The following is a 24,961-nucleotide window of genomic DNA, read 5'->3' on the forward strand; positions in this document are numbered from 1 at the left end:
TGGTAGAAGCCAGAAAGGCGATCAGGGTCTTTGGCGTAGATGAAGATGCCGGCGCGAGCTGGTGCGGACACGATGACTCCAAGCTATGAAATTAATCTGCGGCGAAGGCTCTTGTGCGGCCTAACACCAGAATTAAGCCGACCCGCGAAGCGGGTTCGGCTTGAATGATTTGTTAGGCCCCGACCCGGATAGCCGCACCTCTATTGCCATGCGACTACGGCCCAACCGCCAGATGCCGATCGAGAGAAAACAATGCGTGCGTCAATCTTGGTGCCGTCTATTAGACCGTAATAGGTTCTCACCTTGCAGGAAATCGGACCAGTCGAGCTTTGCCCGCAGATCTCCTGGCTTGGTGTATACGCGATTCCGTGAAAGATGGCGTCTACTTCTTCCTCTGTCATTCCTTCCCGCAACTGGAGGAATCCCTGTCTGACAAATGGACCGCGAGCAGACGCCTCCTTGTTCTGTTGAATGGCTCGATCCAGCTTTCTCGCATTCTGTTCCACAACAGCGTCAACGGCGCGATCGGCTGCTTGTTGCTGTGGCGACGGATCCGTTGCACAAGAAGCGACGCCGGCTAACAAGGCGAGCAGTAATAGGTGCTTCATATGGCTGTTCTCCTTGTGCGGGGCCTAACACCAGAGTTAAGCCGAGCCGCGAAGCGGCTTCGGCTTGAATGAATTGTTAGGCCGCACGCCTTGCTGCATGGTCAGTGGCCCGCTGGGATTGTGTGGAGGCCTTTGGCCTCGGCGTAGCAGACGACACAAACGATAGCCATTCCATTGAAATCTCTAAAGGCATCCGTCATGTCCCCCTCCAGTTGAAACTTGTCCTCGCATAGGTAGCACCACGCTTGGAGGTCATTCGGGTCGGTGCTGTTCTCAACGAACCCTGACGGAGCGGGCTGTCCTTGCAGCATGTGCTTACAAACGACGGCGGAGACTCGCTCACCGTGAGGTCCGCAACTAATCATCATTGGCTCAGTTGCTGTCATGCGTTCTGTGCGGCCTAACACCTGAGTTAAGCCGCGCCGCGAAGCGGCGTCGGCTTGGACGAATTGTTAGGCCCCGGCGACCGGCAGCCCGTGGGCGATTAGCTTAATGCGGTCTGTTGCCTCGGTGGGGCCGATGCGGCCCGCCGTCCGGTACTCGGCTGAGAACTCCGGCGCCAGGAGAGCAAGTACCTCTTCCGCAATGCGGCGGTGCGGCTCAATGCGTGATGCAAGTGAGGCAAGGGCTGAACTGTCCGGCTTTGCCTCGTGTCCATCAAAGGCAAAGGCCCAGTAGAAGTTGTCGTACTGCTCAAGGAACTCGGCCAGGCTCAAGCGCCCGAACGCCAGTGCACGCACAAGCTCATCGTGCTCGTCGAGCGCCGCAGTAAGGGTTGCCATGTCCATGATCGCGACGTTCCTGCCTGCGGGGCCTAACACCTGAGTTAAGCCGCGCCGCGAAGCGGCGTCGGCTTGGACGAATTGTTATGCGCCGCCCGCACAGCACGAACTACCCTGCTGTATGGGCGGGCACTTGACGGTGCCATACGAACAAAACACGCAGCAGTCACCCGGCAGCGGGCTAAGTACCGCGTGACATTCGCCGCACTCATAGAACCACTGACACGCATTCGTGGGCATTGACTCAGCGGTAGTTGCCTGACACTTGGGGCAGGTAATACTTGACTCTAGCTGGATGGCGGACACTGGGCAGCTCGTATGGGGCGCAAGAGATCAAGGATAGAGGTAACCAGCATGAGGGCGATGCCTGCATAGAACAGGTAGATGCTCCAATCTTGGCTCCAGAAGACAAGAAGCGCAGCCAAGACGCTCAGCGGGCCGGCCACCGAAAGCAAGCCGCGCCCAAATTGGCGGTGCCGATACCAGGCCCAAGCGTTTACCAGCAACGCGAGAACGGCCAGACCCGGCAGCAGCTTGCGAAAAAGAAAGCCTTCGTACTGGCCAAGAAAGCCAAGTCCGAGAGCGGCGCCAAGAGACCCCAGGGCCGGAAAACACCCGGCGCACGACATTGCAGCTACCAACGCTCCGAAGCTGCTCGTTTTGTCCAGTACACGGGTGGCTCTCATGCTTTTCCTCGAATAACGAAACAAATGTTGCGGCGTATAACACCTGAGTTAAGCCGACCTGCGAAGCAGGTTCGGCTTGGACGAACTGTTAGGCGGCGAACTCACTTGCTACCAGCTCTGTTAGGCGCCCGCCTGAGCTGTGCATGGTAGATGAGCCAGGCGGCGCGCGCTGCAAGCAAGCCCAGCGCTAGAGCGGCAGCATGGGCGAACTCCAGCTCCTCAGCGCTCGAAACACCGAGCGCAAATATGGCAATGGCTCGGACGGAAATTACGGCGAGGACAACGACGGCAATCCACGCGACTGCTTTGCCAGCGCGACTGGATTGAAAGTGCTGCGCAGCGCGGAAGAGCTTAAGCACCGAGATTTCCTCTGAGCGGCTGCGCCGATGTTGCATTAGCCGCCTAACACCTGAATTAAGCCGACCCGCGAAGCGGGTTCGGCTTGAATGAATTGTTAGGCGCGTGATTGATAGCCACGAGCCACAATGTCTTTGAGCAGCGGCCTTGTGTAAGCCTCAACCGGATCCAGATCTTGGGGCTCGTCAGGATGCAAGAATTCACCTCGGTCAAAAGCTAGGTAGATCTCCGAACACGGCTCTGGTAACAAGGGGCTATCAGTTGTGAGTGAGTAGCTACGTACCCAGTTGATAGCCGTATCTGCGAGCTCATAGGGCATTTCATCTGTCGTGAATCTATTTGCGATGAGCCAAGCCAGCTCATTGCAAGTACGGTCCAGCGACCACCCCTGCGCTGCCCGAACGCCCTCAAGCTTGGGCTTGTCCAGTAGTCCATCCGGGCCGATTAGCGAGAGTAGTAGATGCTCGGTCACGCGCCTAACACCTAAGTTAAGCCGAACCGCGCAGTGGAGCGAACCACATGGCAAGCTTTACCTGCCATGTGGTTTGCGGAACGAAGCGGTTTCGGCTTGAACGCATTGTTAGGCGGCTGCCGTCTACTTGGCCAACTCATCTGACACGTACTCTGAGATCTCTCGCGTGTTCTTGACGAACTCCGCCTCAAGATCCACCCCGCATTTGTTGGCCAGCACCATGATCGACCAGAGGCAATCCGACAGCTCATGGCCGAGCTTCGCCTGATGCTCATCGATGGTTCGGACGCCAGCGTGAGCCTGGACCAGCTTGGCCAAGTCGCCGACGTCGCCCATGAACCCAAGAGCGAGCTCTTGCGTGGTCCAGACGCGACCCCAGCGCTTGACCTCTAGTTGCTCATAGAGATCGTTAAAGCTGGAGCGCTGCTTGCTCAAGATCGCTGAAATTCATCTCATGCCGCCTAACACCAGAATTAAGCCGTGCCGCGAAGCGGCATCGGCTTGAATGAGTTGTTAGATCAGTACGGGTAGGTAATACCGGTGAGCCAATCCCTAAGGTTTCGTTCGCCGAAGGCCACATTAGTTGGTGGGTAAAGGGTAACTGCTGCACCGCTCTGTGGCGGGGCACCATAGCCAGCGGCCGGGCTGTACCCAGAGGATGAGTTGACGTCTAGCGTGAATTTACTCAGCTGTCGTCCGCTGGAAATTAAATAGGTGCGAAAAAGCATCAATGCAGGAACGACATGGTTGAACCAGTCTTCCACGGGCTGGTCATCTGTTCCAAGACGAGGATATCGATACGAGCTGCCGCCGAGATTTTCCCAACCGAATCGCTCAAAGAGGCTCTGGATTCTGTTTCGCTCTTGCGGCGGCGCTGCGGCGATGTCGAACGTAATCACTACAGGCATTCCGTTACCTCCATATGATCTAACACTAAGTAGATCCCCAAAGTGGGGTGTTATCAGGTTGGCACGACCGACTTCCCCGCGCCGCATTGGTCCAAATCCTACCCCAGATCAAGGCGTTACCCGCTCCCCGCGCCGCGTTGCGGCTGCGACCCTGTCAGGCAATTGCGGCAGATCTGGGGTGTTATGTCTTATCACAGCAAGGATGCAGTGTTATCTGGCGAATCCGGGAGCGCGGAGCAGGGGGCGGCCAAGGCGCCGCGGTTGCTGGATCAGGTGCGGGCCCGCTGCCGGTTGAAGCACTACAGCATTCGCACCGAGCGCGTTTACCTGTATTGGATCCGGCGTTTCATCGTGGAGAACGGCAAGCGTCATCCACGCGACATGGGCGCGGTAGAGGTGGAGGCGTTCCTGTCCCGGTTGGCCACGCGCGACGACGTCGCGGCCAGCACGCAGAACCAGGCGCTGTCGGCGCTGCTGTTCCTGTATCGGCAGGTGCTGGACATCGAACTGCCGTGGATGGACTCGGTGGTACGCGCCAAGCGGCCGCAACGGGTGCCGGTGGTGCTGTCGCGCGAGGAGGTCGACCGGATGCTGGCGCTGCTGGATGGGCAGTTGTGGCTGATGGCGGCGCTGCTCTATGGCACGGGCATGCGGGTGATGGAATGTGTGCGGTTGCGGGTGAAGGATGTCGACTTCGGGCGGTTGGAGATCTGCGTGCGCAATGGCAAGGGGAACAAGGATCGGCGGGTGCCGTTGCCGCGCAGGTTGCATGACCGGCTCCACGACCAGGTGGAGCGCGTGCGCGTACTTCACGACCAGGATCTGTTGGCCGGGCGCGGGCAGGTGTTCCTGCCGCATGCCTTGGGGCGGAAGTACCCCAGCGCGGGACGCGAGTTCGGCTGGCAGTACGTGTTCCCCGCGACCCGGATCTCCCGCGACCCGCGCAGCGGCGAACCGCGCCGCCACCACGTCGACGAATCCAGCCTGCAACGGGCGGTCAAGAAGGCGCGGGCGGCGGCGGGCATCGACAAGCCGGCGACGTGCCACACCTTGCGGCATTCATTCGCCACGCACCTGCTGGAAGCCGGGCATGACATCCGCACCGTGCAGGAGCTGCTGGGCCACAAGGACCTCGCAACGACGCAGGTCTACACGCACGTGCTCGGGCGCGGGGCGGGCGGGGTGTTGAGTCCGCTGGACCGGTGACGGTGGAGCAAGTGCGGCAAGCGCCCAGCCCCTCTGCTGAAACGAGGGGAGGGGGAGGGCATGCACGAAGCGGGCGCTGAAGTCGAAGCGGCGGTGGAACAGCCCTACCGCGCCCGCGACGCTCAGCCGCCCTTGTCCAGCATCGTCATCAGCCCCTTGGCTGCCGCCAGGCGGGCCGGCGCGTCGGGCAATTCCAGCTTGAGCTTCAGCTTGTCCGGCCCGTCCATCTGGTAGAGCTTCGGCTGGCCCTGGATCAGCTTGATGATCGCCATCGGGTCGACGTTGGGCTTCTCGACGAACTGCACGCGGCCGCCGTTCTCGCCCAGGTCGATGCGCGCGATGCCCATCGCGGTGGCCGCCAGCTTCAGTTCGGCGATGGCGAAGAGGTGCTTGGCGGGGTCGGGCAGCAGGCCGAAGCGGTCGATCATCTCCACCTGCAGTTCGCGCAGTTCGGCCGTGTCGCGCGCGCCGCTGACGCGCTTGTAGAGCGTCAGGCGGGTGTGGACATCGGGCAGGTAGTCCTCGGGGATGAGCGCGGGGATATGCAGTTCCACCTCGGCGCCGCGCGCCTGCGTGCCGTCGACATCCGGCAGCTCGCCGCGCTTGATCGAGCGCACCGCGCGTTCCAGCAGTTCGGTGTACAGGCTGAAGCCGACCTCGGCCATCTGTCCGCTCTGGTCCTCGCCCAGCAACTCGCCGGCACCGCGGATCTCCAGGTCGTGCGTGGCCAGGGTGAAACCGGCGCCCAGCTCGTCCATCGAGGCGATCGCCTCCAGGCGCTTCTGCGCGTCTGCCGTGATCGAGCGCTTGTCGGGCACCAGCAGGTAGGCGTAGGCGCGGTGGTGGCTGCGGCCCACGCGGCCGCGCAGCTGGTGCAGCTGCGCCAGGCCGAACTTGTCGGCGCGGTTGATGATGATGGTGTTGGCGTTGGGGATGTCGATGCCCGACTCGATGATCGTCGTCGACAGCAGCACGTTGAAGCGCTGCTTGTGGAAGTCGAGCATCACGCGTTCCAGCTCGCGCTCGGGCATCTGGCCGTGGGCCACGCCGATGCGCGCCTCGGGTACCAGTGCTTCGAGTTCGCGCTGCATGCGCACGATGCTCTCGACGTCGTTGTGCAGGAAGTACAGCTGGCCGCCGCGCGCCAGCTCGCGCTGGAACGCCTCGCGCAGCTGCGCGTCGTCCCACGGCACCACGAACGTCTGCACCGCCAGGCGGTGCGCGGGCGGGGTCGCGATGATCGACAGGTCGCGCAGGCCGGCCATCGCCATGTTGAGCGTGCGCGGGATGGGCGTGGCCGTCAGCGTCAGCAGGTGCACGTTGGCACGCAGCGCCTTGAGCGCCTCCTTCTGGCGCACGCCGAAGCGCTGCTCCTCGTCGACGATGACCAGGCCCAGGTCCTTGAAGCGCACATCCTTCTGCAGCAGGCGGTGGGTGCCGACGATGACGTCGACCTCGCCGGCCGCGACACGCTGCAGCTCGGCCTCGATCTCCTTCTTGGTCTTGAAGCGCGACAGCACCTCGACCTTGAGCGGCCAGTCGGCGAAGCGGTCGCGCATCGTGCGGTAGTGCTGCTCGGCCAGCAGCGTGGTCGGCACCAGCACCGCCACCTGCTTGCCGCCGGTCGCGGAAGCGAAGGCGGCGCGCACAGCGACCTCGGTCTTACCGAAGCCGACGTCGCCGCAGACCACCCGGTCCATCGGCTGGCTGGATTGCAGGTCGCGCAGCACCGCTTCGATCGCGGCCAGCTGGTCGGGCGTTTCCTCGAACGGGAAGCCGGCCGCGAACGGCTCGTACATGGAACGGTCGACGTCGATCGCCAGCCCGGCCCGCGCGCGGCGCTTGGCCTGGATTTCCAGCAGTTCGGCGGCGACGTCGCGGACCTTCTCGGCGGCCTTGCGCTTGGCCTTGGTCCATTGCTCGCCGCCGAGCGAATGCAGCGGCGCGGTTTCCGGCGACGCGCCGGAGTAGCGGTTGACCAGGTGCAGTTGGGCGACGGGCACGTAGAGGCGGTCGCCCTTGGCGTACTCGATCTCCAGGTATTCGTTCTTCTCGCCGCCGGCCTCCAGCACCACCAGCCCGCGGTAGCGGCCGACGCCGTGGTCCTCGTGGACGATCGGCGCGCCTTCGGTCAGCTCGCCGAGGTCGCGGATGATCGCTTCGGGTTCGCGCCCGGCGCGCTTGCGGCGACGCGGCTGGCCGGCGCGTTCGGGGAACAGCTGGCGCTCGGTCAGGACCGTGAGCTGCGGCGCGTCCAGGGCAAAGCCGTTGTCGAGCGGGGCGACGGCGATGGCGAACAACGGGAGCCCCTCTCCCCCCGGGAGAGGGGTTGGGGAGAGGGTTCGGCGCAGCGACGCAGTTTCGTTCTGAGTTGGATTCCCCGCACCCTCATCCGACGCTTCGCGCCACCTTCTCGCAGAGGGAGAAGGAAGAAACGCGGTCCAGTCAGGCACCACCACCGGCGCCAGCTGCGCGCCCTGCATCACCTCCAGCAGCGCCTCGCGGCGACCCGGTGAATCGGCGGCAATCAGCACGCGGCCCTTGTAGCTGGACAGGAACGACTTGAGCGCATCGGCCGGCGCGTGGTCACGCGCCACCAGCGGCAGGTCAGGCGCCGGCTGGCTGCCGAGGGCATGTGCGCGCTCGCGCTGCGGGTGTTCTTCTCCGCAGACTTCGATGCGGTCGCCCTGGTTGAGTCGTTCGCGCAGGGCGTCCGGCGGCAGGTACAACGCGTCGGGCGGCAGCACGGGCCGCTCGACATCGTGGCGGCGCTGCTCGAAACGCTCGCCGGTCTGCTGCCAGAAGCGGTCGATGGCGTCCGTCGTGCCGTCACCCAGCACCGGCAGTGCGCTTTCGGGCAGGTAGTCGAACAGCGTGGCGGTCGACTCGAAGAACAGCGGCAGGTAGTACTCGATGCCGGCCGGCGCGTGGCCCGCCTTGAGGTCCTGGTAGAGCGCGCTGCGGCGCGTGTCCAGGTCGAAACGCTCGCGCAGCGTGTCCATCGCGCGCTTGACGGCGGCCTCGTCCATCGGCAGCTCGCGGCCCGGCAGCAGGTGCACGGCGTCGATCTTGTCGAGCGAGCGCTGGCTCTCCGGGTCGAAGCCGCGGATGGTGTCGATCTCGTCGTCAAGCAGCTCCACGCGGAACGGCATGTCCGCGCCCATCGGGTATACGTCCAGCAGCCCGCCGCGCACGGCGAAGTCGCCCGGGTCCAGCACCTGCGGCACGTTGCGGTAGCCGGCCGATTCCAGCCGGCGCTTCTCCGCGTCCATGTCCAGGCGCTGGCCGACGCGCACGTCGAAGCTGCCGCCCACCACGTGGCGCAGCGGCGCCAGGCGCTGCATCAGTGTCTGCACGGGCACGACCACCAGGCCGCGCTTGAGCGTGGGCAACCGGTGCAGGGTGGCCAGTCGCTGGCTGGTGATGTCCGGGTGCGGGCTGAAGACGTCGTAGGGCAGCGTCTCCCAGTCCGGGAACGGCAGCACCGGCAGCGGGCCGTCGGGCAGGCCGTCCAGCCCCAGCAGCGTGCGCAGGTCGGACTCGAGCTGGTGCGCGGCGTGGTTGTCGCGCGCCACCACCAGCAGCGGGCCGTCGTGCGCGGCCGCGGCGGTGGCGATATGGAAGGCGAGGGCCGAAGGCGAGGCGGGCGCGCGCCACCAGGCGCGCTGCTGGCCGGCCTTGGGCAGCGGCGGAATGGGAAGCTTGGGGGTCGACATCAGGCGGGGGATTCTAGCCGACGCGCGTGGCGCGGCCGATGGCAGAAGCGGCGGTTTTGGTGGGCGACGCGCTGTAGGAGCGGCTTAAGCCGCGATCTGCACCCGGTTGCCCGCGGATCGACCTAATCGCGGCTGAAGCCGCTCCTACAAGGATGGGTAGGGCGCGCTGGCTTCAGCGCGCCGCGGCGGCGGCCGCAGCGGGCGCGACAGGCTTGGACAGGTCCAGCGACACCCGGATCAGGCCCTGTTCGTCCTGCTGACTCTCGCGTTCGAAGCCCAGTGACTGGGCCAGCGACAGCATCGCGTGGTTGTGCTCGAAAACGTCACCGTAGATTCGGGTGACCTTCTTGCCGCGGGCCCATTTCACAAGCCGCGTCATCAGGTACCGGCCCAGGCCCATGTTGTCGAGATAGCGGCTGACGAGGATGGCGAACTCGGCGTCCTGCTTGCCGGGGTCGATCGAGATGCGGGCCACTGCCCCGACCAGGGCCTCGCCCGGGGGCAGCGGCTCGGCCGCCACGAGGGCGAACTCGGTCTTCGGGTTGAGCCGGGTCAGCCGCTCCAGCATCTCCGGGCTCAGTTCCTTGAGCGAGTGCAGGAACCGCTGGCGCACTTCTTCGGGCTGCAGCAGGCCGAAACCGGCGCGCAGGGGTTCGGCGTCCTCGGGACGCACCGGGCGGATCAGCACTTCGCGGCCGTTGGGCAGTCGTTGGCGCTCGTGCCAGGGGGGGAGACGTTCGCGCGCAGCCATGGAGCGCATGCTCGCACAGGCCTTTCGCCGTGGGCTTCATGCCCTCTTCATTCCGTCTTCACGGCGGCGGGCGGGCGTTGGAAAAAGCGCCGCCGGCGTGTCATCGCGCCGGTGCTAGACTCCGCGCCCGTTTTCGGTCCACGGGGATGCGCAATGGCCGGTGGTGGTGACTCGACGCGGGCGATCCTGTTTGCCCTGGGCGCGAACTTCGCGATCGCCGTCGCCAAGGGCGTGGCCGCATTCGTTACCGGTTCCAGCGCAATGCTGGCCGAGACCGTCCACTCGCTGGCCGACTGCGGCAACCAGGGCCTGCTGCTGCTGGGCATGCGCCAGGCCAAGCGCGCGTCCTCGCCCGAATATCCGCTGGGCCATGGCAAGGCCATCTACTTCTGGTCGTTCCTCGTGGCGGTGATGCTGTTCACCGTCGGCGGCATGTTTTCGCTCTACGAGGGCATCCACAAGCTGCAGCACCCCGAGCCGCTCAAGCAGTGGTACTGGGCGGCCGGCGTGCTGGTGTTCGGCATCGTGGCCGAAGGCATCTCGATGCGCGCCTGCCTGCAGGAGGTCAACAAGTCGCGTGGCGACCGCGGCCTTTGGCAGTGGTTCCGCGAGAGCCGGCAGAGCGAGCTGGTGGTGATCTTCGGCGAGGACCTGGCCGCATTGCTGGGCCTGTTCTTCGCGCTGGTGGCGGTGCTGCTGGCGGTGGCGACCGGCAACCCGGTGTGGGATGCGGTGGGCACGATCGTCATCGGCGTGCTGTTGATCGTCATCGCCGTACTGGTGGCGGTCGAGGTCAAGGCGATGCTGATCGGGCAGAGCATCGACCCCCTGCGCGAGGGCGAGATCCGCGAGTTCATCCAGTCCCGCCCCGAAGTCACCCGGGTCATCAGCCTGATCAGCCTGCAACTGGGCAACGAGGCGATGGTGGCGGTGCAGGCGCAGATGCGCGAGAGCCACGACGCGCCGACGCTGGCGGCGCAGATCGACGCCGTGGAGCAGGCGATGAAGGCCCGGTTCCCCGAGGTGCGCTGGAGCTTCTTCGAGCCCGACCTGAGCCGGCCGGTTGAGCGCTGAGCGGCCCGTCAGTCGGCTTCGCGCAACCAGTCCACGCGCCACGCCGCCCCGGCTTCGCCCAGGGCCGCCGCCAGTTGCGGCAGCACCGCCCGCAGCGTGGCGTCGAACTGCCAGGGCGCGTTGACCAGCAGCAGGCCGCTGCCGTTCATGCGCAACGGCGAGTCATCGGGATGGACCATGAGCTCGGCCACGAGCACCGAACGCGCCGGCAGCGTCGCCGCGCGGCGGAAGAACGGGTGCAACGCGCGGCGGCGCTTGATCGGGTACCACACCGCGTACGTGCCCTGGGGCCAGCGGCCCAACGCGTCGCGCAGGGCGCCGATGATGGCGTCGAACTCTTCCAGCTGCGCCTCGTAAGGCGGGTCGATCAGCACCAGGCCGCGATTGAACCGCTGCGTGGCCAGGCGCGGGGGCAGCAGGGCTTTCATCGCCGTGTAGCCGTCGCGCGCATGCACCGCCACGCGGTCGTCGTGGGCGAATACCGACTTCAGCTGCGCGGCCTCTTCCGGATGCAGCTCGCACGCGGCGATGCGGTCCTCCGGGCGCAGCGCGTGCCCCAGCAGCCAGGGCGAGCCCGGATACGCGGCGGTGCCGTGCTCGGCGCGGCAGGCCTTGATCGCGGCCAGGTAGCGCGCGATGGCCGGATGCCGCGGCGCCTCGGCGACCAGGCGCGCGATGCCGCCCTCGGCCTCGCCGGTGCGCAACGCCGAAGCGCTGTCGAGCGCGTACAGGCCCCGCCCGGCGTGGGTATCGAGCGCGAACAGCGGGGCGGGCTTGGCGGTCAGGGCGTCGCACAGCGCCAGCAGGGCGACGTGCTTGAACACGTCGGCGTGGTTGCCGGCATGGAAGGCGTGGCGGTAATTCATGGCGCGCATCTTAGGGCCTTGCAGCCACCTTCGGCCGGTCAGGGGCTGAAGCCGCAACCGGCCGGCTTCAAGAAAACCCGGCCGGTTGCCGGCCCGCACCGCGTTGACGCATGGACAGCCTTTACGTCCCACCGGGAGTGGACAATGGACATCGTCCGGAGCACCTTCGACGCCCTCGATGCCCCCAGCCGCCTCCACTCCTCGATGAGAACCCCCGAAGTCCGTACCGTCGTCGGCCAGGCCATGGAGCCGTACCTGGACGACCTTGCGCGCCTGCGCATGACGGTCTTCGGCGAGTGGCCGTACCTCTACGCCGGCAGCTACCGCTACGAATTCGACTACCTGCTGACCTACCTGCGCTCGCCCTTCAGCCTGGCGGTGCTGGTGCTGGACGAGGGCCGTGTGGTCGGGGCGTCGACCGGCATCCCGCTGGTGCACGAATCGCCCGAAATGCTCGCGCCCTTCGCCCGGTCGTCGGTGCAGCCCGAGGAGGTGTTCTACCTGGGCGAGTCGGTATTGCTGCCGGCCTACCGGGGGCGTGGGCTGGGGCACCGGTTCTTCGAGGAGCGCGAGGCGCATGCGCGCGCGTTCGGCAGCTATGCGTGGACCGGGTTCGCCGCCGTGATGCGCAGCGACGACGATCCGCGCCGCCCGCCGTTCCATCGCGGCAACGACGCCTTCTGGCGCAAGCGCGGCTACCAGCCCCGCGACGGCCTGACGCTGTCGATGCGTTGGCCGGAGCCGGAACGGGGCGATGTCGACCATGACCTGGCGTTCTGGATGCGCCCGCTGGAGCGGATTTGACGGCGGGCGTGCTCAAGGTCGCGGCGGCGCGCCACACGATTGGCGCGCCCGTGGATTTCGCGGCGTTCGCCGCGCGCCAGGCATCGCTGCTGCAAGCGGCCGCGGACGCCGGCACGCAACTGGCGGTGCTGCCCGAATACCTCTCGCTGGAACTGGGCGCGACGCTGCCGGTGCGCGAGCGCGCCGACCTGCACGCGTCACTGGCCGCGCTGCAACCGCTGCATCGCGATTGGCTGGCGCTGTACGCGCGGCTGGCCCGCGACCTGCGGATGCATATCGTCGCCGGCAGCTTCCTGCTGGCGGTGGGGCCGGAGCGTTACCGCAACCGCTGCTACTGGTTCGCGCCCGACGGCTGCCACGGCTGGCAGGACAAGCTGCAGCTGACCGGTTTCGAAAAGCAGGCGGGCGTCATCGAGCGGGGCGACGCGCTCAAGGTCTTCGAATGCGACGACGTGCGCGTGGGCGTTTCGGTCTGCTACGACATCGAGTTCCCGTTGCCCGTACGTGCCCAGTGCGAGGCGGGCGCACGCGTGATCGCCGTGCCCAGCTGCACCGACACCGAAGCAGGGGCGACGCGTGTGCGCGTCGGCGGGCTGGCGCGCGCGCTGGAGAACCGCTGCTTCGTTGCGCAGGCCGTCACCGCCGGCGACGCACCCTGGAGCCCTGCGCTGGACACCAACACCGGCGACGCGGCCATCTACGCGCCGATGGACGTGGGGTTGCCGGCCGACGGCGTGCTCGCCCGCGCCGGCGAAGGGCAGGACTGGGCGATCGCGACACTCGGCCTGGCCGCACTCGATGCCAGCCGCGCCGTGGCCCAGGTCGCCAATGACCGCGACTGGAACGGGCAACTCGCACCCGCGGTCCAACGGGCGAGGCTGGACACGCTGGAGCCGTTGCACTCGGGCGACGGCTAGCCCGCCACCCAGAGCGATACCGAGGCGAGCCCGGTGCCGATCGCCGTGGCGGCCAGCACGTCGCTGGGGTAATGCAGCCCCAGCACCACGCGGGAGGCGGCGACGCTGGCCGCGAAGGGCACCAGCAGCCACGCCAGCATCGGGTAATGCGCGACGGCCACGATGCTGAAGGCCACCGCGTGCAGCGTGTGGCCCGAGGGAAAGCTGAACTCGTCCAGCGGCGCGACCGGCGCCAGGATGCGCGGGTCGGACGCGCACGGACGCGGCCGCTTCGTCCACCGCTTCAGCAATTTGTACAGCGACAGCGCCACCACGCCGGTCGCCGCTAGGTGCAGCGATGCCTGCAGCCCGCGCATGCCGTCGAACAGCACCATCGCCGCCATCAGCGCGTACCAGAACACGCCATCGCCGAGCCGGCTGACGCAGGCGAAATAGCCGCGGCAACCGCCGTGGCCGGCCCAGCGATTGGCGCGCAGGCACCAGCCGGCATCGCCGGCCGACAGGCGTTTATGCAGGGGCAGGCGATCCATGGCGTCCTCCTCGGGGCGTGAGGCCTTGCAGCAGGGCATCGAAATCGGCGGCCACCTGCGCCGGACGCAGCCCCGACACCGCGCGCCGGGCGGCGGCACCGCAGGCGGCGCGCAGGCGGTCGTCGGAAGCCAGGTACAAGGCGGCATCGATGAAGGCGGTGGCGTCCCCGGGCGGCACGCAGCCGCCATGCAGGCCATGCCGCAGGTGCTCGCGCGCGGCGCCGCAGTCGAAGGCCACGGTGGCGACGCCACTCGCCATGGCCTCGACGGTCACGTTGCCGAAGGTCTCGCTGCGGCTGGGGAACAGGAACAGATCGCCGCTGGCGATATGCGCCGCCAACGCATCGCCGTGCTGCATGCCGCGAAAGACGAAGTCCGGGTGCTCGCGCTGCAGCGCCGCGCGCGATGGGCCTTCACCGATCCACACCAGGCGGGCGTCGGGCCGCACGCGCTGGATCGCGCGGAACGCCTGCACGACCAGCGCCAGGTTCTTTTCCGGTGCGATGCGGCCGACGTGGATCACCGCCAGTTGCCGCGCGTCGATGCCCCATTGCGATCGCATCGCCACGTCGCGGCGTTCGGGCGAGAAACGGTGGGTGTCGACTGCGCGCGGCAGCCTCAGCGGCCGCTTGAAGCCGTGGGCGGAAAGCTCGGCTGCCAGTTCGCGCGTCGGCACGAGAGTCGCATCGCCACGGTTATGGAACCGGCGCATCCACGCCCAGGCGATGCGTTCCAGCGCGCCCAGTCCGTACTCGCGCATGTAGCGGTCGAAACGGGTGTGGAGCCCGGTCGCTACCGGCAGGCCCAGCGCCCGGGCGGCGCGGACCGCCGACCAGCCCAGCGGGCCTTCGGTGGCGACGTACACGGCATCAGGTGCGTCGCCGCGCCAATGGCGGCGCAGCAGGCCCGCGGCGGGCAGGCCGAACCGCAGGCCCGAGTACAGCGGCAGCGGCAGCCCAGCCACGTGCAGCGCATCGCCTACGGTGTCGCGCTCGCCGGGCTGGCGCGGGCGCACCAGCGTGACGCGGTGGCCACGCGCCTGCAGGCCTTGCTCCAGCGCCCGCACGGTCAGCGCGACGCCGTTGACCTGCGGTGGATACGTTTCGGTGACGATCGCGTAGTGCATGCGCGGCTCCCCGGTCCATGGGCAGCGTGCATGCGCGACGTGTAGCGGCGATGGCAGGCGGGTGACGTTGCGATGACGGTGCGGGCCTGCGCCGGGCTTTGCCCAGCCGTGCCGGGCGGGGTCGCGTCAGTCCGCTTCGATCGCCAGCGTGATGCCGAGGTTCTGCATGTCCTCCGGCTCGCCCAGCAGGTCGGCGGCCAGCAGCGTGCGGGCCTCCAGCCAGCGCTTGCCCAGCGTCATACGCAGCGTGTTGCCGTCGGCGACCAGGTCCAGCCGCGGGATCGGGTCGGCCTCATGCGCACGGTGCAGCAGCACCGCGAGGCGCAACAGGGCCGCACTGCGCCGCGCCGCTGCAAGCAGGCGGTCGGGCAGGGCGTCGAACGCGGACTTGGGGATGCGCCTGCGGTGCACGCGCACCAGCGCGGCCAGGAACTGCTGCTGCTGGCGCGAGAAGCCGGCGATGTCGGAGTGCTCAAGGATGTACGCCCCATGCACGTGGTACTGGCTGTGGGCGATCGCCAGGCCCAGCTCGTGCAGGCGCGCGGCGCGCTGCAGCATCACGCGGTCGTCGTCGACCAGCGACCACGCCTCCGCCACCTGGTCGAACAGCCGCAGCGCGGTCTGCTCCACCCGGGTTGCCTGGGCATGGTCGATCGCGTAGCGGTGCATGAGCGCGGCCACCGACGCCTCGCGCGGGTCGTGCTTGCCGCCGCGGCCGAGCATGTCGTACAGCACGCCCTCGCGCATCGCGGCCTTGCTGACCAGCATGCGCTCCATGCCCAGCGCCGCGAAGGCGGCCTCCAGCACCAGCACGCCGCCGGCGATCACCGGCCGGCGGTCGGCCGACAGGCCCGGCAGGTCGATCGCATCGACGTGGCCGGCGGCCAGCAGGCGGTCGCGTACCTGCGGCAGCGCCTCCGCGGTGACGGCGCCCTTGGTCAGCTTCATTGCCGCACAGATCTCGCCGATGGCCTTGTTGGTGCCCGACGAGCCCAGCACCTCCTGCCAGCCCAGGCTGCGGTACGTGCCGGCGAACTGCTGGAACTCGGCCGTGACTTCCGCCAGTGCTTCGCGCCAGCGCTTGCGGGTGAGCTTGCCGCCCGGGAAGAACCGACGCGTGCTCGCCACGCAGCCGACCTGCAGGCTTTCGCGCTCGATCGCCTCGAAGCCCGAGCCAATGATGCATTCGGTCGAGCCGCCGCCGATGTCGATCACCAAGCGCAGGTGGCCGTCCTTGGGCGGCTGCGCGTGCGCCACGCCCAGGTAGATCAGGCGTGCTTCCTCGCGGCCGGACACCACTTCGATGGCATGGCCCAGCGCGCTTTCGGCCGGCATCAGGAACGCCTGCGGCGCGGCCAGCCGGCGCACGGTGTTGGTGGCGATCGCGCGCACCCGTTGCGGCGGGATGTCGCGGATGCGCTGGCCGAAGCGTGCCAGGCAGTCCAAGGCGCGGTCACGTGCCTCCGGCGACAGGCCGCCCTTGCGGTCCAGGCCCTCGGCCAGGCGCACGGTCTCCCGGATCCGGTCGACGGTGCGCAGCTGCCCGAGCAGGTAGCGCGAGACCACCATGTGGAAACTGTTGGAGCCCAGGTCGACCGCTGCGAGCAGGTCACCGTCCTGGAGCGGAAGTCGGGCGGTGTGCAGCAGTCCGTTCATCGGCGCGAATGATCCGTCATCCGCACAGCCGCGCCAACAGCGCGGCCTGCGCCGAATGCGGCGGCGTGCCTTCGGCGGGCACCAGCTTGAGGTACTCGCCGTCGGGTTGCAGCTCCCAGGCGTTCAGGTTGTCGGCCAGGTAGTTGTCGATGGCCTCGTCGGTGACGCGCGCGGCGACCTCGGGGTCCAGCATCGGGAAGCACGTCTCCACGCGGCGCAGCAGGTTGCGTTCCAGCCAGTCGGCGCTGGCACCGAACAGCTCGGGCGCCCCGTCGTTGCCGAACCAGTACACGCGGCTGTGCTCGAGGAAGCGGCCGACGATCGAACGCACGCGGATGTTCTCGGACACGCCGGGCAGGCCGGGCCGCAGCGTGCAGGCGCCGCGCACGATCAGGTCGATGCGCACGCCGGCCTGCGAGGCGCGGTAGAGCGCACGGATCACCTGCGGCTCGTTGAGGGCGTTCATCTTGGCGACGATGCGCGCCGGCCGCCCTTCGCGTGCGATGCGGGCCTCGCGGTCGATCCGCATCAGCACGCCGGCATGCAGGGTGAAGGGCGACTGCAGCATGCACTTCAGGCGGATCGCCGGCGCCAGGCCCGACAGCTGCTGGAAGATCTGGTGCACGTCGTTGCCGATGTCCGGCCGCGCGGTCAGCAGGCCCAGGTCGGTGTAGGCGCGCGCGGTGCCGGAGTGGTAGTTGCCGGTGCCCAGGTGCACGTAGCGGCGCAGCTTGCGCCCTTCGCGCCGCACGATCAGCAGCATCTTGGCGTGCGTCTTGTAGCCGACCACGCCGTACACCACCTGCACGCCGGCCTCCTGCAGCCGGTCGGCGAAACCCAGGTTGGCCTCCTCGTCGAACCGCGCGCGCAGCTCGACCACGACGGTCACGTCCTTGCCGTTGCGCGCGGCCTGCACCAGCTGCTCGACGATCGGCGAATCCTTGCCCGAGCGGTACAGCGTCTGCTTGATGGCCAGCACGTTGGGGTCTTCGGCCGCCTGGCGCAGCAGCTCCAGCACCGGCGTGAACGCGTCGAACGGGTGGTGAAGCACCACGTCGCCCTGGGCGATGCGCTCGAACATGCCTTCGATGCCCGGCAGCAGCCGCGGCTGGAATGGCGGGAACTTCAGGTCCGCGCGGCCGACCAGGTCGTACACCTGGATGACGCGGTTGAGGTTGACCGGGCCGTTGATGCGGTAGACCGCGTTCTCGGGCAGGTCGAAGTTCTCCAGCAGCGTGCGCACGATGGGCTTGGGGCAGGCCTCGGCGATCTCCAGCCGCACCGCGCGCAGGTAGCCGCGGCCGACCAGCTCGTCGCGCAGCGCCAGGGCGATGTTGTCGACCTCTTCCTCGTCGACCAGGAGCTCGGAGTTGCGGGTGACGCGGAACTGGTACGCGCCCTTGACCTCCATGCCCGGGAACAGCTCGTCCACGAAGGTCGACAGCACCGCCGACAGGAAGACGAAGTCGTGCGCGCCGCCGGAGATGCGCTCGGGGATCTGGATGATGCGTGGCAGCGAGCGCGGCGCGCGGACGATGGCGAGGTTGCCGTCGCGCCCGAACGCGTCCCGGCCCTTGAGCACCACCACGATGTTGAGCGACTTGTTGAGGATCTTGGGGAACGGATGCGCGGGGTCCAGGCCGAGCGGCGACAGCACCGGCATGATCTCGTCGCGGAAATAGGCGCGCAGCCAGCGCGTCTGCCGCGGCGTCCACGCATCGCGCGCCAGCACGCGCACGCCGGCATCGCCCAGCGCCGGGCGCAGCACGTCGTTCCAGCACTCGTACTGCGCGGCGACGAGGTCGGCGGCCCGGTCGTGGATCCGGTTGAGCACCGCGGTCGGCTCCAGTCCGTCCGCATGCGCGGTCAGGCCCAGCTCCTGCGCATGTCGCAAGGTGCCGGCACGGATCTCGAAGAACTCGTCCAGGTTGGTGCAGCTGATGCACAGGTAGCGCAGGCGCTCCAGCAACGGCACCTGCGGGTCCTGCGCCTGCGCGAGCACGCGGAAATTGAAGTCGAGCTGCGACAGCTCGCGGTTGAAGTACAGCGAGCTGTCGCGCAGTGGGTCGTGCTCGGCGGGCACTTCGATGCCGGCGAGGGTGGGCTGGGGGCGCGGCACGGGACGGTTCAACTCGGGACCTCACTGGGTTCGCGCTGGCGCACGCGCTCGGGGCCGAACACGCAGGCAAAGGTACTGCCTTGGCCGACCTCGCTGCTCACCTCGAGGTGCGCCTGGTGCAGGTTCAGCACGTGCTTGACGATGGCAAGTCCCAGCCCGGTGCCGCCGCTCTCGCGCGAGCGGCTGTTGGAGACGCGATAGAAGCGCTCGGTCAGGCGCGGCAGGTGCGAGGCGGGGATCCCGTAGCCGCTGTCGACGACCTCCAGCGCGACCCCCCGGCCCTCGCGGCGGAAGCGCACCGTGATCGTCCCGCCAGCCGGGGTGTAGCGCACCGCGTTGCTCACCAGGTTGGAGAACGCGCTGTGCAGCTCCTTGTTGGAACCGAACAGGTCGACGCCGGCATCGTCCTGGACCGTGACCTCGTGGCGCCCCTGGCTCAGCGCCATGGCCTCGCGCCGCAAAGTGCCCAGCATCGGCGCGATCGACACCTGCTCCTCGGCCGGCAGGCTGTCCTGCGACTCCAGCCGCGACAGCATCAGCAGGTCCTCGACCAGCTGCGTCATGCGTTGGGACTGGCGCTGCATCTCGGCCACCATCGGCGCCCACTCGGGGTGGTCGGTGGGGTCGAGCATGTCCAAGTAGCCGTGCACCACCGTCAGCGGCGTGCGCAGCTCGTGCGAAACGTTGGCGACGAAATCGCGGCGCATCTGCTCCAGCTGCAGCAGGCGGCTGACGTCGCGCGCGACCAGCAGCCAAAGCGATTCCGAATACGGGATCAGGCGCAGGCTGAGGGTGGCGCCGGGGTTGAGCGGGGAGGCGACTTCCAGCGGCTCGGCATTGCGGCCGGTCGCCATCCAGCCCGCCAGCGGCAGCGGCTGCAGGCGCGCGACGATCGGCGCGCCGATGTCGTCGGGATAGCCCAGTCCCAGCAGCGGCCCCGCGGCCTCACTGAACCAGACGATGCGCTGGGTGTTGCGGTCGACGACCACGATCGCATCGGGCAGCGCAGCCGCGGCGGCCCGATAGGCCCGCAGCATCTCCAGCAGGCGACGCTTGCGACCCCGCATCTCGGCTTGGGTGCGGTGGAGCAGGCGGTCCAGTTCGTTCCAGACGCCGTCGCCCTGCGGTGGCGCCAGCCGCTGGCGCGCCGTCAGGCGCAACAGGACGCGTCGCAGCCGCCAGTAGTGCCACGCCACCACGCCCAGCGCGGTGATCGCCACCACCGGCCACGGCTGGCCGATCGCCAGGCCCACCACCGCCGCAAGCGCGAGCACCCCGGCAAGGGTGCCGAGGGTGCGGAGCCAGGCGGAGCGGGCGCGGGGGGGCATGGTTGAGGTCGGGGCTAGGGGCCAGGGGCTGGAGGGAGCAGGGGTGGCGACGTGGAGAGGAGCGGGTGCTCTGCACACGTCAGGAGGCGAAGACAGGTTCCAGACGATAACGGCGCGGAGAGAAAAGCGCCTCGTTCCAGCCCCAAGCCCTGGCCCAGGCCCTTCAAACCTCGGCCGACGTCGAGAACCTGTACCCCGACCCGCGCACGGTCTGCACCATGCCGTCCAGGCCGTGCGGTTCCAGCGTCTTGCGCAGGCGGCGGATGTGCACGTCGACGGTGCGCTCCTCCACGTACACGCTGCCGCCCCAGACGTGGTCCAGCAGCTGGGTACGCGAATAGACGCGCTCGGCGTGGGTCATGAAGAAGTGCAGCAGGCGGTACTCGGTGGGGCCGATCTGGACCGGCTGGTCCTCGCCACCGCCATTGCGGGCGAAGACCCGGTGCGCGGCGCCGTCGATGCGCAGCCCGCCGACGCTGACGCTGCCATCCTCGTCGTCCTCGCGCGAGCGGCGCAGCACCGCGCGGATGCGAGCCAACAGTTCGCGCGCCGAGAACGGCTTGACGACGTAATCGTCGACCCCGGCCTCCAGCCCACCGACGCGGTCGTTCTCCTCGCCGCGGGCGGTCAGCATGATGATCGGGACCTCGCGGGTCAGCGCTTCGCGCCGCCAGCGACGGGCCAGTTCCAGGCCGCTGGTGCCCGGGAGCATCCAGTCCAGCAGGATGAGGTCAGGCACGCGGTCGGCGATGGCCGCCTGCGCCTCGCGGGCGTCGCCGGCGTGCACCGGGTCGTATTCGCCCTTGCGCAGGGCGAAGGCGACCATGTCGCGGATGGCGGGTTCGTCTTCGACGATCAGGATGCGTTTCTGCACGCGGTCACCGGCAGCTGGGGGCGGGGCCGGACCGTGGGTTGCGCCACGGACCGGTTGGGCCGCGCCAGTACACTACCGTTTTATGACTGGGTCGTGACACCGTCGCATCGGTGTCATGCAAGCCGGCTCAGCGCCGCCCCAGGTCCTCGTCACGGACGCCCTGGCGCTTAAGCTCCAGCACCGTCGGTGTGATCGCCGCGATCCGCGACTCGATCCGCGCCCGCGCGTAGTAATCGACCTCGGGGCGCTGCTTGAGCGTGTTCAGCTGGACCAGTGCCTGTTCGGGCCGGCCGTTGAGGAACGCGGCCTCGGCATGGGCTTCGCCCGCACGCACGACATCACCGGCGATGTCGCTCACCCGGGCGAAGGTGCGCTGGAACACCGCGTCGTCGGCCGACTGGGCCAGCAACGGACGCAGGATCGCCTGGGCGCGCTTGCCCGCTGCCTCCGAGTTGCGCTCGGACAGCACCTGGGCGTAGGTCAGCGCGGCCGCACGGTCGTTGGGCGATTGTCGCAGCAGCGCTTCGAAGCGGGCGTCGGCCGATTCCGTGCGGCCGGTCCGGGATTCGGCCTCGGCCAGCGCCAGCGTGGTCCAGACGTCGTCCGGCCGCCTGTCGAGCAACCGCTGCAGGGATTCGCGCGCGGCGGCCGCCTGGTTGTCGCGCAGCCGGGCGATGGCCAGTCCGTACTGCTGGGCGTCGTCCAGCTCGCCGGTGGACTGCATCTGCGCGTACTCGCGCACCGCCTCGGCGGGAGTGTTGGCGGTCAACACGCGCATGCGCTCGCGTGCGAACTCGAAGCGGCCGGTGCCGTCGGCCGACACACCCAGGCTGGGCAACTGGAAGCCATCGGGCAGCAGCGGGTTGTCGCTGCCGCCGACGCTGCCGGAAAAACCCTTCGGCGCAGCCGCGATCTGCCCGGCGCGCTGCTTGGCCTCGGTGATGCGGGTGGTGGTGACCGGGTGGGTCATCAGGTATTCGGGTGTGTCGTAGTAACCGGCGGCATTGGCACGGGCGCGCGTCTGCATGGTCCCGAAGAAGTCGGCCATGGCCACCGGGTCGTAGCTGCTGCGTGCCAGCGTCTGGATGCCCAGGCGGTCGGCCTCGTGCTCGTTGGAGCGCGTGTAGTTGATCTGGCGCTGCTGCATCATTCCCATGGCCGAGAAAATCGCCACCTGCGCCGCATTGCCGCTGGAACTGCTGTCGGATGCGCTCGCCGCCGCGACCGCGCCCAGCATCGCCAGAAGGATCGGCAGCTGGTCGCGTTGCGCGCGCTCCACGCCGCGCAGCACGTGGTACTGGGTGACGTGGGCGATCTCGTGCGCCATCACCGCGGCGACTTCGTCCTCGCGCTCGGCGGCCAGCACCAGGCCCGCATTGACGCCGATGTAGCCGCCCAGCGTGGCGAAGGCGTTGACCTGGCGCTGGTTGATCAGGAAGAAGTTGAATGACTGGTCGGGCCGGTCGCTGTGGGTGGCCAGCCGGTTGCCCAGCGAGTCCAGCCACTGGTCCACCAGCGGGTCTTCCAGCAGGTAGTCGTACTGCCGCAACTGCGCCAGCATCATTGCGCCGTACTGCTCCTGCTGCGCCGGTGTCAGCAGCTCGCCGGCGGACGAGCCGATGTCCGGCAGCCGGCTTTCCTGCGCCGGGGCACACACGCTGGCAATGGCCAGTACGAGGGCGGCAGTGAGCGGTGCGATGCGGCGCAAGGATCTCTCCGGTGTCGTTCGGTCGATGGGGCGGGGGCGGGATTGCAGCCTTGGCAGCATGCGTCCGGGGCGGGCCGGGGATGTGAATCCGTCGTTAATCGAGCCGGTGTGTTCCGGCCACGGCCGTTGCCGCCCCCGGGCCGTGCCCCACGTTGGTGTCGGGAAGGCGCGGGTAAGTGGCGGTTCGACCTCAACCCCGCTGCGAAGTTCACGTCGGCGCGGGTACCCTCCCGGTCCTGCCCGCCGTGCGCGACGCGCCCGGCCCCATGCGTTCACTACCCGGAGCAGTGCGTTGATTGATTCCAACACCCCCGCCGGCGGCGATGGCCCGCCGATCACCATTTACAGCAGCGCGATCTGCCCGTACTGCGTCGCGGCCAAGAACTTCCTGCGCAGCCAAGGCAAGTCCTGGACCGAGGTGCGTATCGACCTGGAGCCGGACGCACGCAAGAAGATGATGGAACTCACCCGCCGCACCAGCGTGCCGCAGATCTTCATCGGCGACACCCACGTGGGTGGCTACGACGACATGATCGCGTTGCACCGCGCCGGCGGGCTGCAGCCGCTGCTGGAGGGCAAGGCATGAGCGGCGCGGACGGCGCGGGCGAGCAGGACCGCATCGCCGAGTTCACCGCGTTCCGCAAGCGCATGAACGAGCGCATCCTCGCCGAACCCAACCAGGTGGTGCGGCGCTTCTTCGCGCTGGACACGCAGACCTACCAGGCCGGCGCGCTGGACGTGAAGACCAAGGAGTTGCTGGGCCTGGTGGCGTCGATGGTGCTGCGCTGTGACGACTGCATCAGCTACCACGTGGCCCAGTGCCGGGAGGCGGGCGTCAGCCGCGCGGAGATGTTCGAGGCGTTCTCCGTTGGGCTGGTCGTAGGCGGCTCGATCGTGATCCCGCACATGCGCCGGGCTGTGGACTTCCTCGATCGGCTGGAGCAGGGCGGCGCGTCGGCTCCTGACGCGCACGACCACGGCTAGGCAGCGTACGGGCACCCCCGGCGGCACGGCCGTGGAACGCCGCGGGGCGGGGTTCTGCGGCTCTCGGCGGCGCCCTGAAACCCGCGCGCCCTGTCAAGTAGCGGCCCAGCGCGGCATAATTACGGGGCTAACCCTCTTGCGCTGCGCGTCCCCCGCGCCTGCGCCACCAGCTGGAAACCTCCCCTATGACGAACACCATTACGGTCATCCGTGGCGATGGCATTGGCCCGGAAATCATGGACGCCACCCTGCACGTGCTCGATGCGATGCAGCTGGGCCTGAGCTACGAGGAGGCCGATGCCGGTCTGGTCGCGCTCGAGAAGCACGGCGAACTGCTGCCGGCGGCGACGATGGACTCGATCCGCAAGAACCGGGTCGCGCTGAAGAGCCCGCTGACTACGCCGGTCGGCGAGGGCTTTTCCTCGATCAACGTCGAGCTGCGCAAGCGCTTCGACCTGTACGCCAACGTGCGCCCGGCCAAGTCGTTCCCGAACACGAAGTCGCGCTTCACCGACGGCGTGGACCTGATCACGGTCCGCGAGAACACCGAGGGTGCCTACATCGGCGAAGGTCAGATGCTGAGCGAGGACGGCGAAACCGCGGTCCTGACGCAGAAGGTGACCCGTCGCGGTTCCGAGCGCATCGTGCGCTATGCCTTCGAGCTGGCCCGCAAGACCGGCCGCAAGAAGGTCACCGTGGTGCACAAGGCCAACATCCTGAAGTCGACCTCGGGCCTGTTCCTGCGCACTGCGCGTGCCGTGGCCGCCGAGTACCCGGACATCCAGTGCGACGAGATGATCGTCGATGCGTGCTGCATGAAGCTGGTCATGCAGCCCGAGTCGTTCGACATCATCGTGACCACCAACCTGTTCGGCGACATCATTTCCGACCTGTGCGCCGGCCTCGTCGGCGGCCTGGGCCTGGCCCCCGGCGCCAACATCGGTACCGACGCGGCGATCTTCGAGGCCGTCCACGGCACCGCGCCGGACATCGCGGGGCAGGGCAAGGCCAACCCGTGCGCGCTGCTGCTGGGCGCGGCCCAGATGCTGGACCACCTGGGCATGCCGGAGAAGGCCACGAAGCTGCGCGAGGCGATCGTCGCCACGCTCGAAGCCAAGGATTCGCTGACCCCGGACCTGGGCGGCACCGGCGACACCATGTCGTTTGCCAAGGCGATCGCCCGGCGCGCTACCGCCTGATCGACACCCGTCGGTCCGGGCCTTCCAGCAGGGCGCCTTCGGGCGCCCTGTTGCGTTGCGGCGCCAGTTGGAGCCAATACGCCGCGATGCGGGTCTCCTACCCGTCATGCCTGCGAAAGCAGGAATCCAGTGCCTCTGACGATTCCCGAAGTCGCGTGGCAGATATGACAGTCAAGGTGGATCCCGGCCTTCGCCGGGATGACGGCGTGGACGGGTCGAGCCGGTGTCCGTCTGGTCGAGGCCCGTACTCCTGCCACCGGCCGCCCGACAGCGTTCCACCGGCGCCGCTC

At 68.1% G+C, this 24,961-nt stretch carries 24 protein-coding genes; 8 read left to right on the top strand and 16 right to left on the bottom strand.

Annotated features, from left to right (window positions below):
- Positions 1-200: 200 nt before the first annotated feature.
- The 4 genes from K6753_RS03730 to merC form a co-directional block, all read right to left on the bottom strand.
- Positions 201-608, bottom strand: coding sequence for a hypothetical protein (locus K6753_RS03730; RefSeq protein WP_223674859.1), 408 nt, complete (start codon positions 606-608; stop codon positions 201-203).
- Between the two features lie 452 nt (positions 609-1,060).
- The gene (locus K6753_RS03735) at positions 1,061-1,396 is read right to left on the bottom strand and encodes a hypothetical protein (protein WP_223674860.1); all 336 of its coding nucleotides are present in this window, start codon (positions 1,394-1,396) and stop codon (positions 1,061-1,063) included.
- Positions 1,397-1,474: 78 nt separating this feature from the next.
- On the bottom strand, positions 1,475-1,696 hold the full coding sequence (locus K6753_RS03740; protein ID WP_223674861.1) for a GDCCVxC domain-containing (seleno)protein: 222 nt from the start codon (positions 1,694-1,696) through the stop codon (positions 1,475-1,477).
- A complete protein-coding gene (merC, locus tag K6753_RS03745; protein ID WP_223674862.1) occupies positions 1,678-2,076 on the bottom strand; it encodes an organomercurial transporter MerC in 399 nt (132 codons plus the stop codon). Before merC ends, K6753_RS03740 begins: the two co-directional genes overlap by 19 nt.
- Before the next feature lie 200 nt (positions 2,077-2,276).
- Here merC and K6753_RS03750 point away from each other — a divergent pair, with 200 nt between their 5' ends.
- Positions 2,277-2,450: a hypothetical protein gene (locus K6753_RS03750; protein ID WP_223674863.1), complete on the top strand. Its 174-nt coding sequence runs from the start codon at positions 2,277-2,279 to the stop codon at positions 2,448-2,450.
- Positions 2,451-3,028: 578 nt separating this feature from the next.
- Here K6753_RS03750 and K6753_RS03755 read toward each other — a convergent pair.
- Positions 3,029-3,340: a nucleoside triphosphate pyrophosphohydrolase family protein gene (locus K6753_RS03755; RefSeq protein ID WP_223674864.1), complete on the bottom strand. Its 312-nt coding sequence runs from the start codon at positions 3,338-3,340 to the stop codon at positions 3,029-3,031.
- A gap of 83 nt (positions 3,341-3,423) precedes the next feature.
- A complete protein-coding gene (locus tag K6753_RS03760; protein WP_223674865.1) occupies positions 3,424-3,804 on the bottom strand; it encodes a hypothetical protein in 381 nt (126 codons plus the stop codon).
- A gap of 270 nt (positions 3,805-4,074) precedes the next feature.
- Between K6753_RS03760 and K6753_RS03765 the strand changes: the two genes are divergently transcribed.
- Entirely contained in the window at positions 4,075-5,019 is a 945-nt protein-coding gene (locus tag K6753_RS03765) for an integron integrase (RefSeq protein ID WP_425492076.1), read from the top strand.
- 122 nt (positions 5,020-5,141) lie between these two features.
- Here the strand turns inward: K6753_RS03765 and mfd are convergent, their stop codons facing one another.
- Both mfd and K6753_RS03775 read right to left on the bottom strand, forming a co-directional pair.
- Positions 5,142-8,735: a transcription-repair coupling factor gene (gene mfd / locus K6753_RS03770; RefSeq protein ID WP_223674867.1), complete on the bottom strand. Its 3,594-nt coding sequence runs from the start codon at positions 8,733-8,735 to the stop codon at positions 5,142-5,144.
- A 172-nt stretch (positions 8,736-8,907) separates the two neighbouring features.
- Positions 8,908-9,486, bottom strand: coding sequence for a GNAT family N-acetyltransferase (locus tag K6753_RS03775; protein WP_223674868.1), 579 nt, complete (start codon positions 9,484-9,486; stop codon positions 8,908-8,910).
- A 153-nt stretch (positions 9,487-9,639) separates the two neighbouring features.
- On the opposite strand from K6753_RS03775, the gene K6753_RS03780 reads away from it, so the two are divergent.
- The gene (locus K6753_RS03780) at positions 9,640-10,560 is read left to right on the top strand and encodes a cation diffusion facilitator family transporter (RefSeq protein ID WP_223674869.1); all 921 of its coding nucleotides are present in this window, start codon (positions 9,640-9,642) and stop codon (positions 10,558-10,560) included.
- Between the two features lie 8 nt (positions 10,561-10,568).
- On the opposite strand, the gene K6753_RS03785 is transcribed toward K6753_RS03780, so the two are convergent.
- The gene (locus tag K6753_RS03785; protein ID WP_223674870.1) at positions 10,569-11,426 is read right to left on the bottom strand and encodes a 23S rRNA (adenine(2030)-N(6))-methyltransferase RlmJ; all 858 of its coding nucleotides are present in this window, start codon (positions 11,424-11,426) and stop codon (positions 10,569-10,571) included.
- A 204-nt stretch (positions 11,427-11,630) separates the two neighbouring features.
- Here K6753_RS03785 and K6753_RS03790 point away from each other — a divergent pair, with 204 nt between their 5' ends.
- Together K6753_RS03790 and K6753_RS03795 are read left to right on the top strand one after the other, a co-directional pair.
- A complete protein-coding gene (locus tag K6753_RS03790; protein ID WP_223675693.1) occupies positions 11,631-12,230 on the top strand; it encodes a GNAT family N-acetyltransferase in 600 nt (199 codons plus the stop codon).
- Positions 12,231-12,238: 8 nt separating this feature from the next.
- Entirely contained in the window at positions 12,239-13,147 is a 909-nt protein-coding gene (locus K6753_RS03795; protein ID WP_223674871.1) for a carbon-nitrogen hydrolase family protein, read from the top strand.
- On the opposite strand, the gene K6753_RS03800 is transcribed toward K6753_RS03795, so the two are convergent.
- The 7 genes from K6753_RS03800 to K6753_RS03830 form a co-directional block, all read right to left on the bottom strand.
- Positions 13,144-13,677, bottom strand: coding sequence for a phosphatase PAP2 family protein (locus K6753_RS03800; RefSeq protein ID WP_223674872.1), 534 nt, complete (start codon positions 13,675-13,677; stop codon positions 13,144-13,146). The genes K6753_RS03795 and K6753_RS03800 overlap by 4 nt on opposite strands.
- Positions 13,655-14,803 carry a glycosyltransferase family 4 protein gene (locus K6753_RS03805; protein ID WP_223674873.1) on the bottom strand — a complete coding sequence of 383 codons (1,149 nt, stop codon included), beginning with the start codon at positions 14,801-14,803 and terminating at the stop codon, positions 13,655-13,657. The genes K6753_RS03800 and K6753_RS03805 overlap by 23 nt, the downstream gene beginning before the upstream one ends.
- A gap of 126 nt (positions 14,804-14,929) precedes the next feature.
- Positions 14,930-16,459: an exopolyphosphatase gene (ppx, locus tag K6753_RS03810; RefSeq protein ID WP_223674874.1), complete on the bottom strand. Its 1,530-nt coding sequence runs from the start codon at positions 16,457-16,459 to the stop codon at positions 14,930-14,932.
- 16 nt (positions 16,460-16,475) lie between these two features.
- Positions 16,476-18,578, bottom strand: a complete 2,103-nt coding sequence (gene ppk1 / locus K6753_RS03815) for a polyphosphate kinase 1 (RefSeq protein WP_425492057.1) — start codon at positions 18,576-18,578, stop codon at positions 16,476-16,478.
- An 8-nt stretch (positions 18,579-18,586) separates the two neighbouring features.
- Positions 18,587-19,906 carry a phosphate regulon sensor histidine kinase PhoR gene (phoR, locus tag K6753_RS03820; protein ID WP_223674875.1) on the bottom strand — a complete coding sequence of 440 codons (1,320 nt, stop codon included), beginning with the start codon at positions 19,904-19,906 and terminating at the stop codon, positions 18,587-18,589.
- Positions 19,907-20,069: 163 nt separating this feature from the next.
- Positions 20,070-20,780 carry a phosphate regulon transcriptional regulator PhoB gene (gene phoB, locus K6753_RS03825; RefSeq protein ID WP_223674876.1) on the bottom strand — a complete coding sequence of 237 codons (711 nt, stop codon included), beginning with the start codon at positions 20,778-20,780 and terminating at the stop codon, positions 20,070-20,072.
- A gap of 127 nt (positions 20,781-20,907) precedes the next feature.
- Positions 20,908-22,548 (bottom strand): M48 family metalloprotease, encoded by a 1,641-nt coding sequence (locus tag K6753_RS03830; RefSeq protein WP_425492058.1) that lies wholly within the window; start codon positions 22,546-22,548, stop codon positions 20,908-20,910.
- Between the two features lie 232 nt (positions 22,549-22,780).
- On the opposite strand from K6753_RS03830, the gene grxC reads away from it, so the two are divergent.
- The 3 genes from grxC to K6753_RS03845 all read left to right on the top strand — a co-directional run bounded on the left by grxC (position 22,781) and on the right by K6753_RS03845 (position 24,671).
- Positions 22,781-23,074: a glutaredoxin 3 gene (grxC, locus tag K6753_RS03835; RefSeq protein WP_223674878.1), complete on the top strand. Its 294-nt coding sequence runs from the start codon at positions 22,781-22,783 to the stop codon at positions 23,072-23,074.
- Positions 23,071-23,472: a carboxymuconolactone decarboxylase family protein gene (locus tag K6753_RS03840; protein ID WP_223674879.1), complete on the top strand. Its 402-nt coding sequence runs from the start codon at positions 23,071-23,073 to the stop codon at positions 23,470-23,472. Before grxC ends, K6753_RS03840 begins: the two co-directional genes overlap by 4 nt.
- Before the next feature lie 185 nt (positions 23,473-23,657).
- Complete coding sequence (locus K6753_RS03845; RefSeq protein WP_223674880.1) at positions 23,658-24,671, top strand: isocitrate dehydrogenase; 1,014 nt, start codon at positions 23,658-23,660, stop codon at positions 24,669-24,671.
- Positions 24,672-24,961 lie beyond the last annotated feature (290 nt).

The sequence above is a fragment of the Novilysobacter selenitireducens genome (assembly GCF_020026895.1).
Classification (GTDB): domain Bacteria; phylum Pseudomonadota; class Gammaproteobacteria; order Xanthomonadales; family Xanthomonadaceae; genus Lysobacter_C; species Lysobacter_C selenitireducens.

Bases quoted from the DNA above. Each gene is read 5' to 3' on its own strand.
- K6753_RS03730 (WP_223674859.1), bottom strand. From the start codon at position 608: ATGAAGCACCTATTACTGCTCGCCTTGTTAGCCGGCGTCGCTTCTTGT.
- K6753_RS03735 (WP_223674860.1), bottom strand. From the start codon at position 1,396: ATGGACATGGCAACCCTTACTGCGGCGCTCGACGAGCACGATGAGCTT.
- merC (WP_223674862.1), bottom strand. From the start codon at position 2,076: ATGAGAGCCACCCGTGTACTGGACAAAACGAGCAGCTTCGGAGCGTTG.
- K6753_RS03750 (WP_223674863.1), top strand. From the start codon at position 2,277: ATGGGCGAACTCCAGCTCCTCAGCGCTCGAAACACCGAGCGCAAATAT.
- mfd (WP_223674867.1), bottom strand. From the start codon at position 8,735: ATGTCGACCCCCAAGCTTCCCATTCCGCCGCTGCCCAAGGCCGGCCAG.
- K6753_RS03775 (WP_223674868.1), bottom strand. From the start codon at position 9,486: ATGGCTGCGCGCGAACGTCTCCCCCCCTGGCACGAGCGCCAACGACTG.
- K6753_RS03780 (WP_223674869.1), top strand. From the start codon at position 9,640: ATGGCCGGTGGTGGTGACTCGACGCGGGCGATCCTGTTTGCCCTGGGC.
- K6753_RS03785 (WP_223674870.1), bottom strand. From the start codon at position 11,426: ATGAATTACCGCCACGCCTTCCATGCCGGCAACCACGCCGACGTGTTC.
- K6753_RS03790 (WP_223675693.1), top strand. From the start codon at position 11,631: ATGAGAACCCCCGAAGTCCGTACCGTCGTCGGCCAGGCCATGGAGCCG.
- K6753_RS03800 (WP_223674872.1), bottom strand. From the start codon at position 13,677: ATGGATCGCCTGCCCCTGCATAAACGCCTGTCGGCCGGCGATGCCGGC.
- K6753_RS03805 (WP_223674873.1), bottom strand. From the start codon at position 14,803: ATGCACTACGCGATCGTCACCGAAACGTATCCACCGCAGGTCAACGGC.
- ppx (WP_223674874.1), bottom strand. From the start codon at position 16,459: ATGAACGGACTGCTGCACACCGCCCGACTTCCGCTCCAGGACGGTGAC.
- phoR (WP_223674875.1), bottom strand. From the start codon at position 19,906: ATGCCCCCCCGCGCCCGCTCCGCCTGGCTCCGCACCCTCGGCACCCTT.
- K6753_RS03830 (WP_425492058.1), bottom strand. From the start codon at position 22,548: ATGCTGCCAAGGCTGCAATCCCGCCCCCGCCCCATCGACCGAACGACA.
- K6753_RS03840 (WP_223674879.1), top strand. From the start codon at position 23,071: ATGAGCGGCGCGGACGGCGCGGGCGAGCAGGACCGCATCGCCGAGTTC.
- K6753_RS03845 (WP_223674880.1), top strand. From the start codon at position 23,658: ATGACGAACACCATTACGGTCATCCGTGGCGATGGCATTGGCCCGGAA.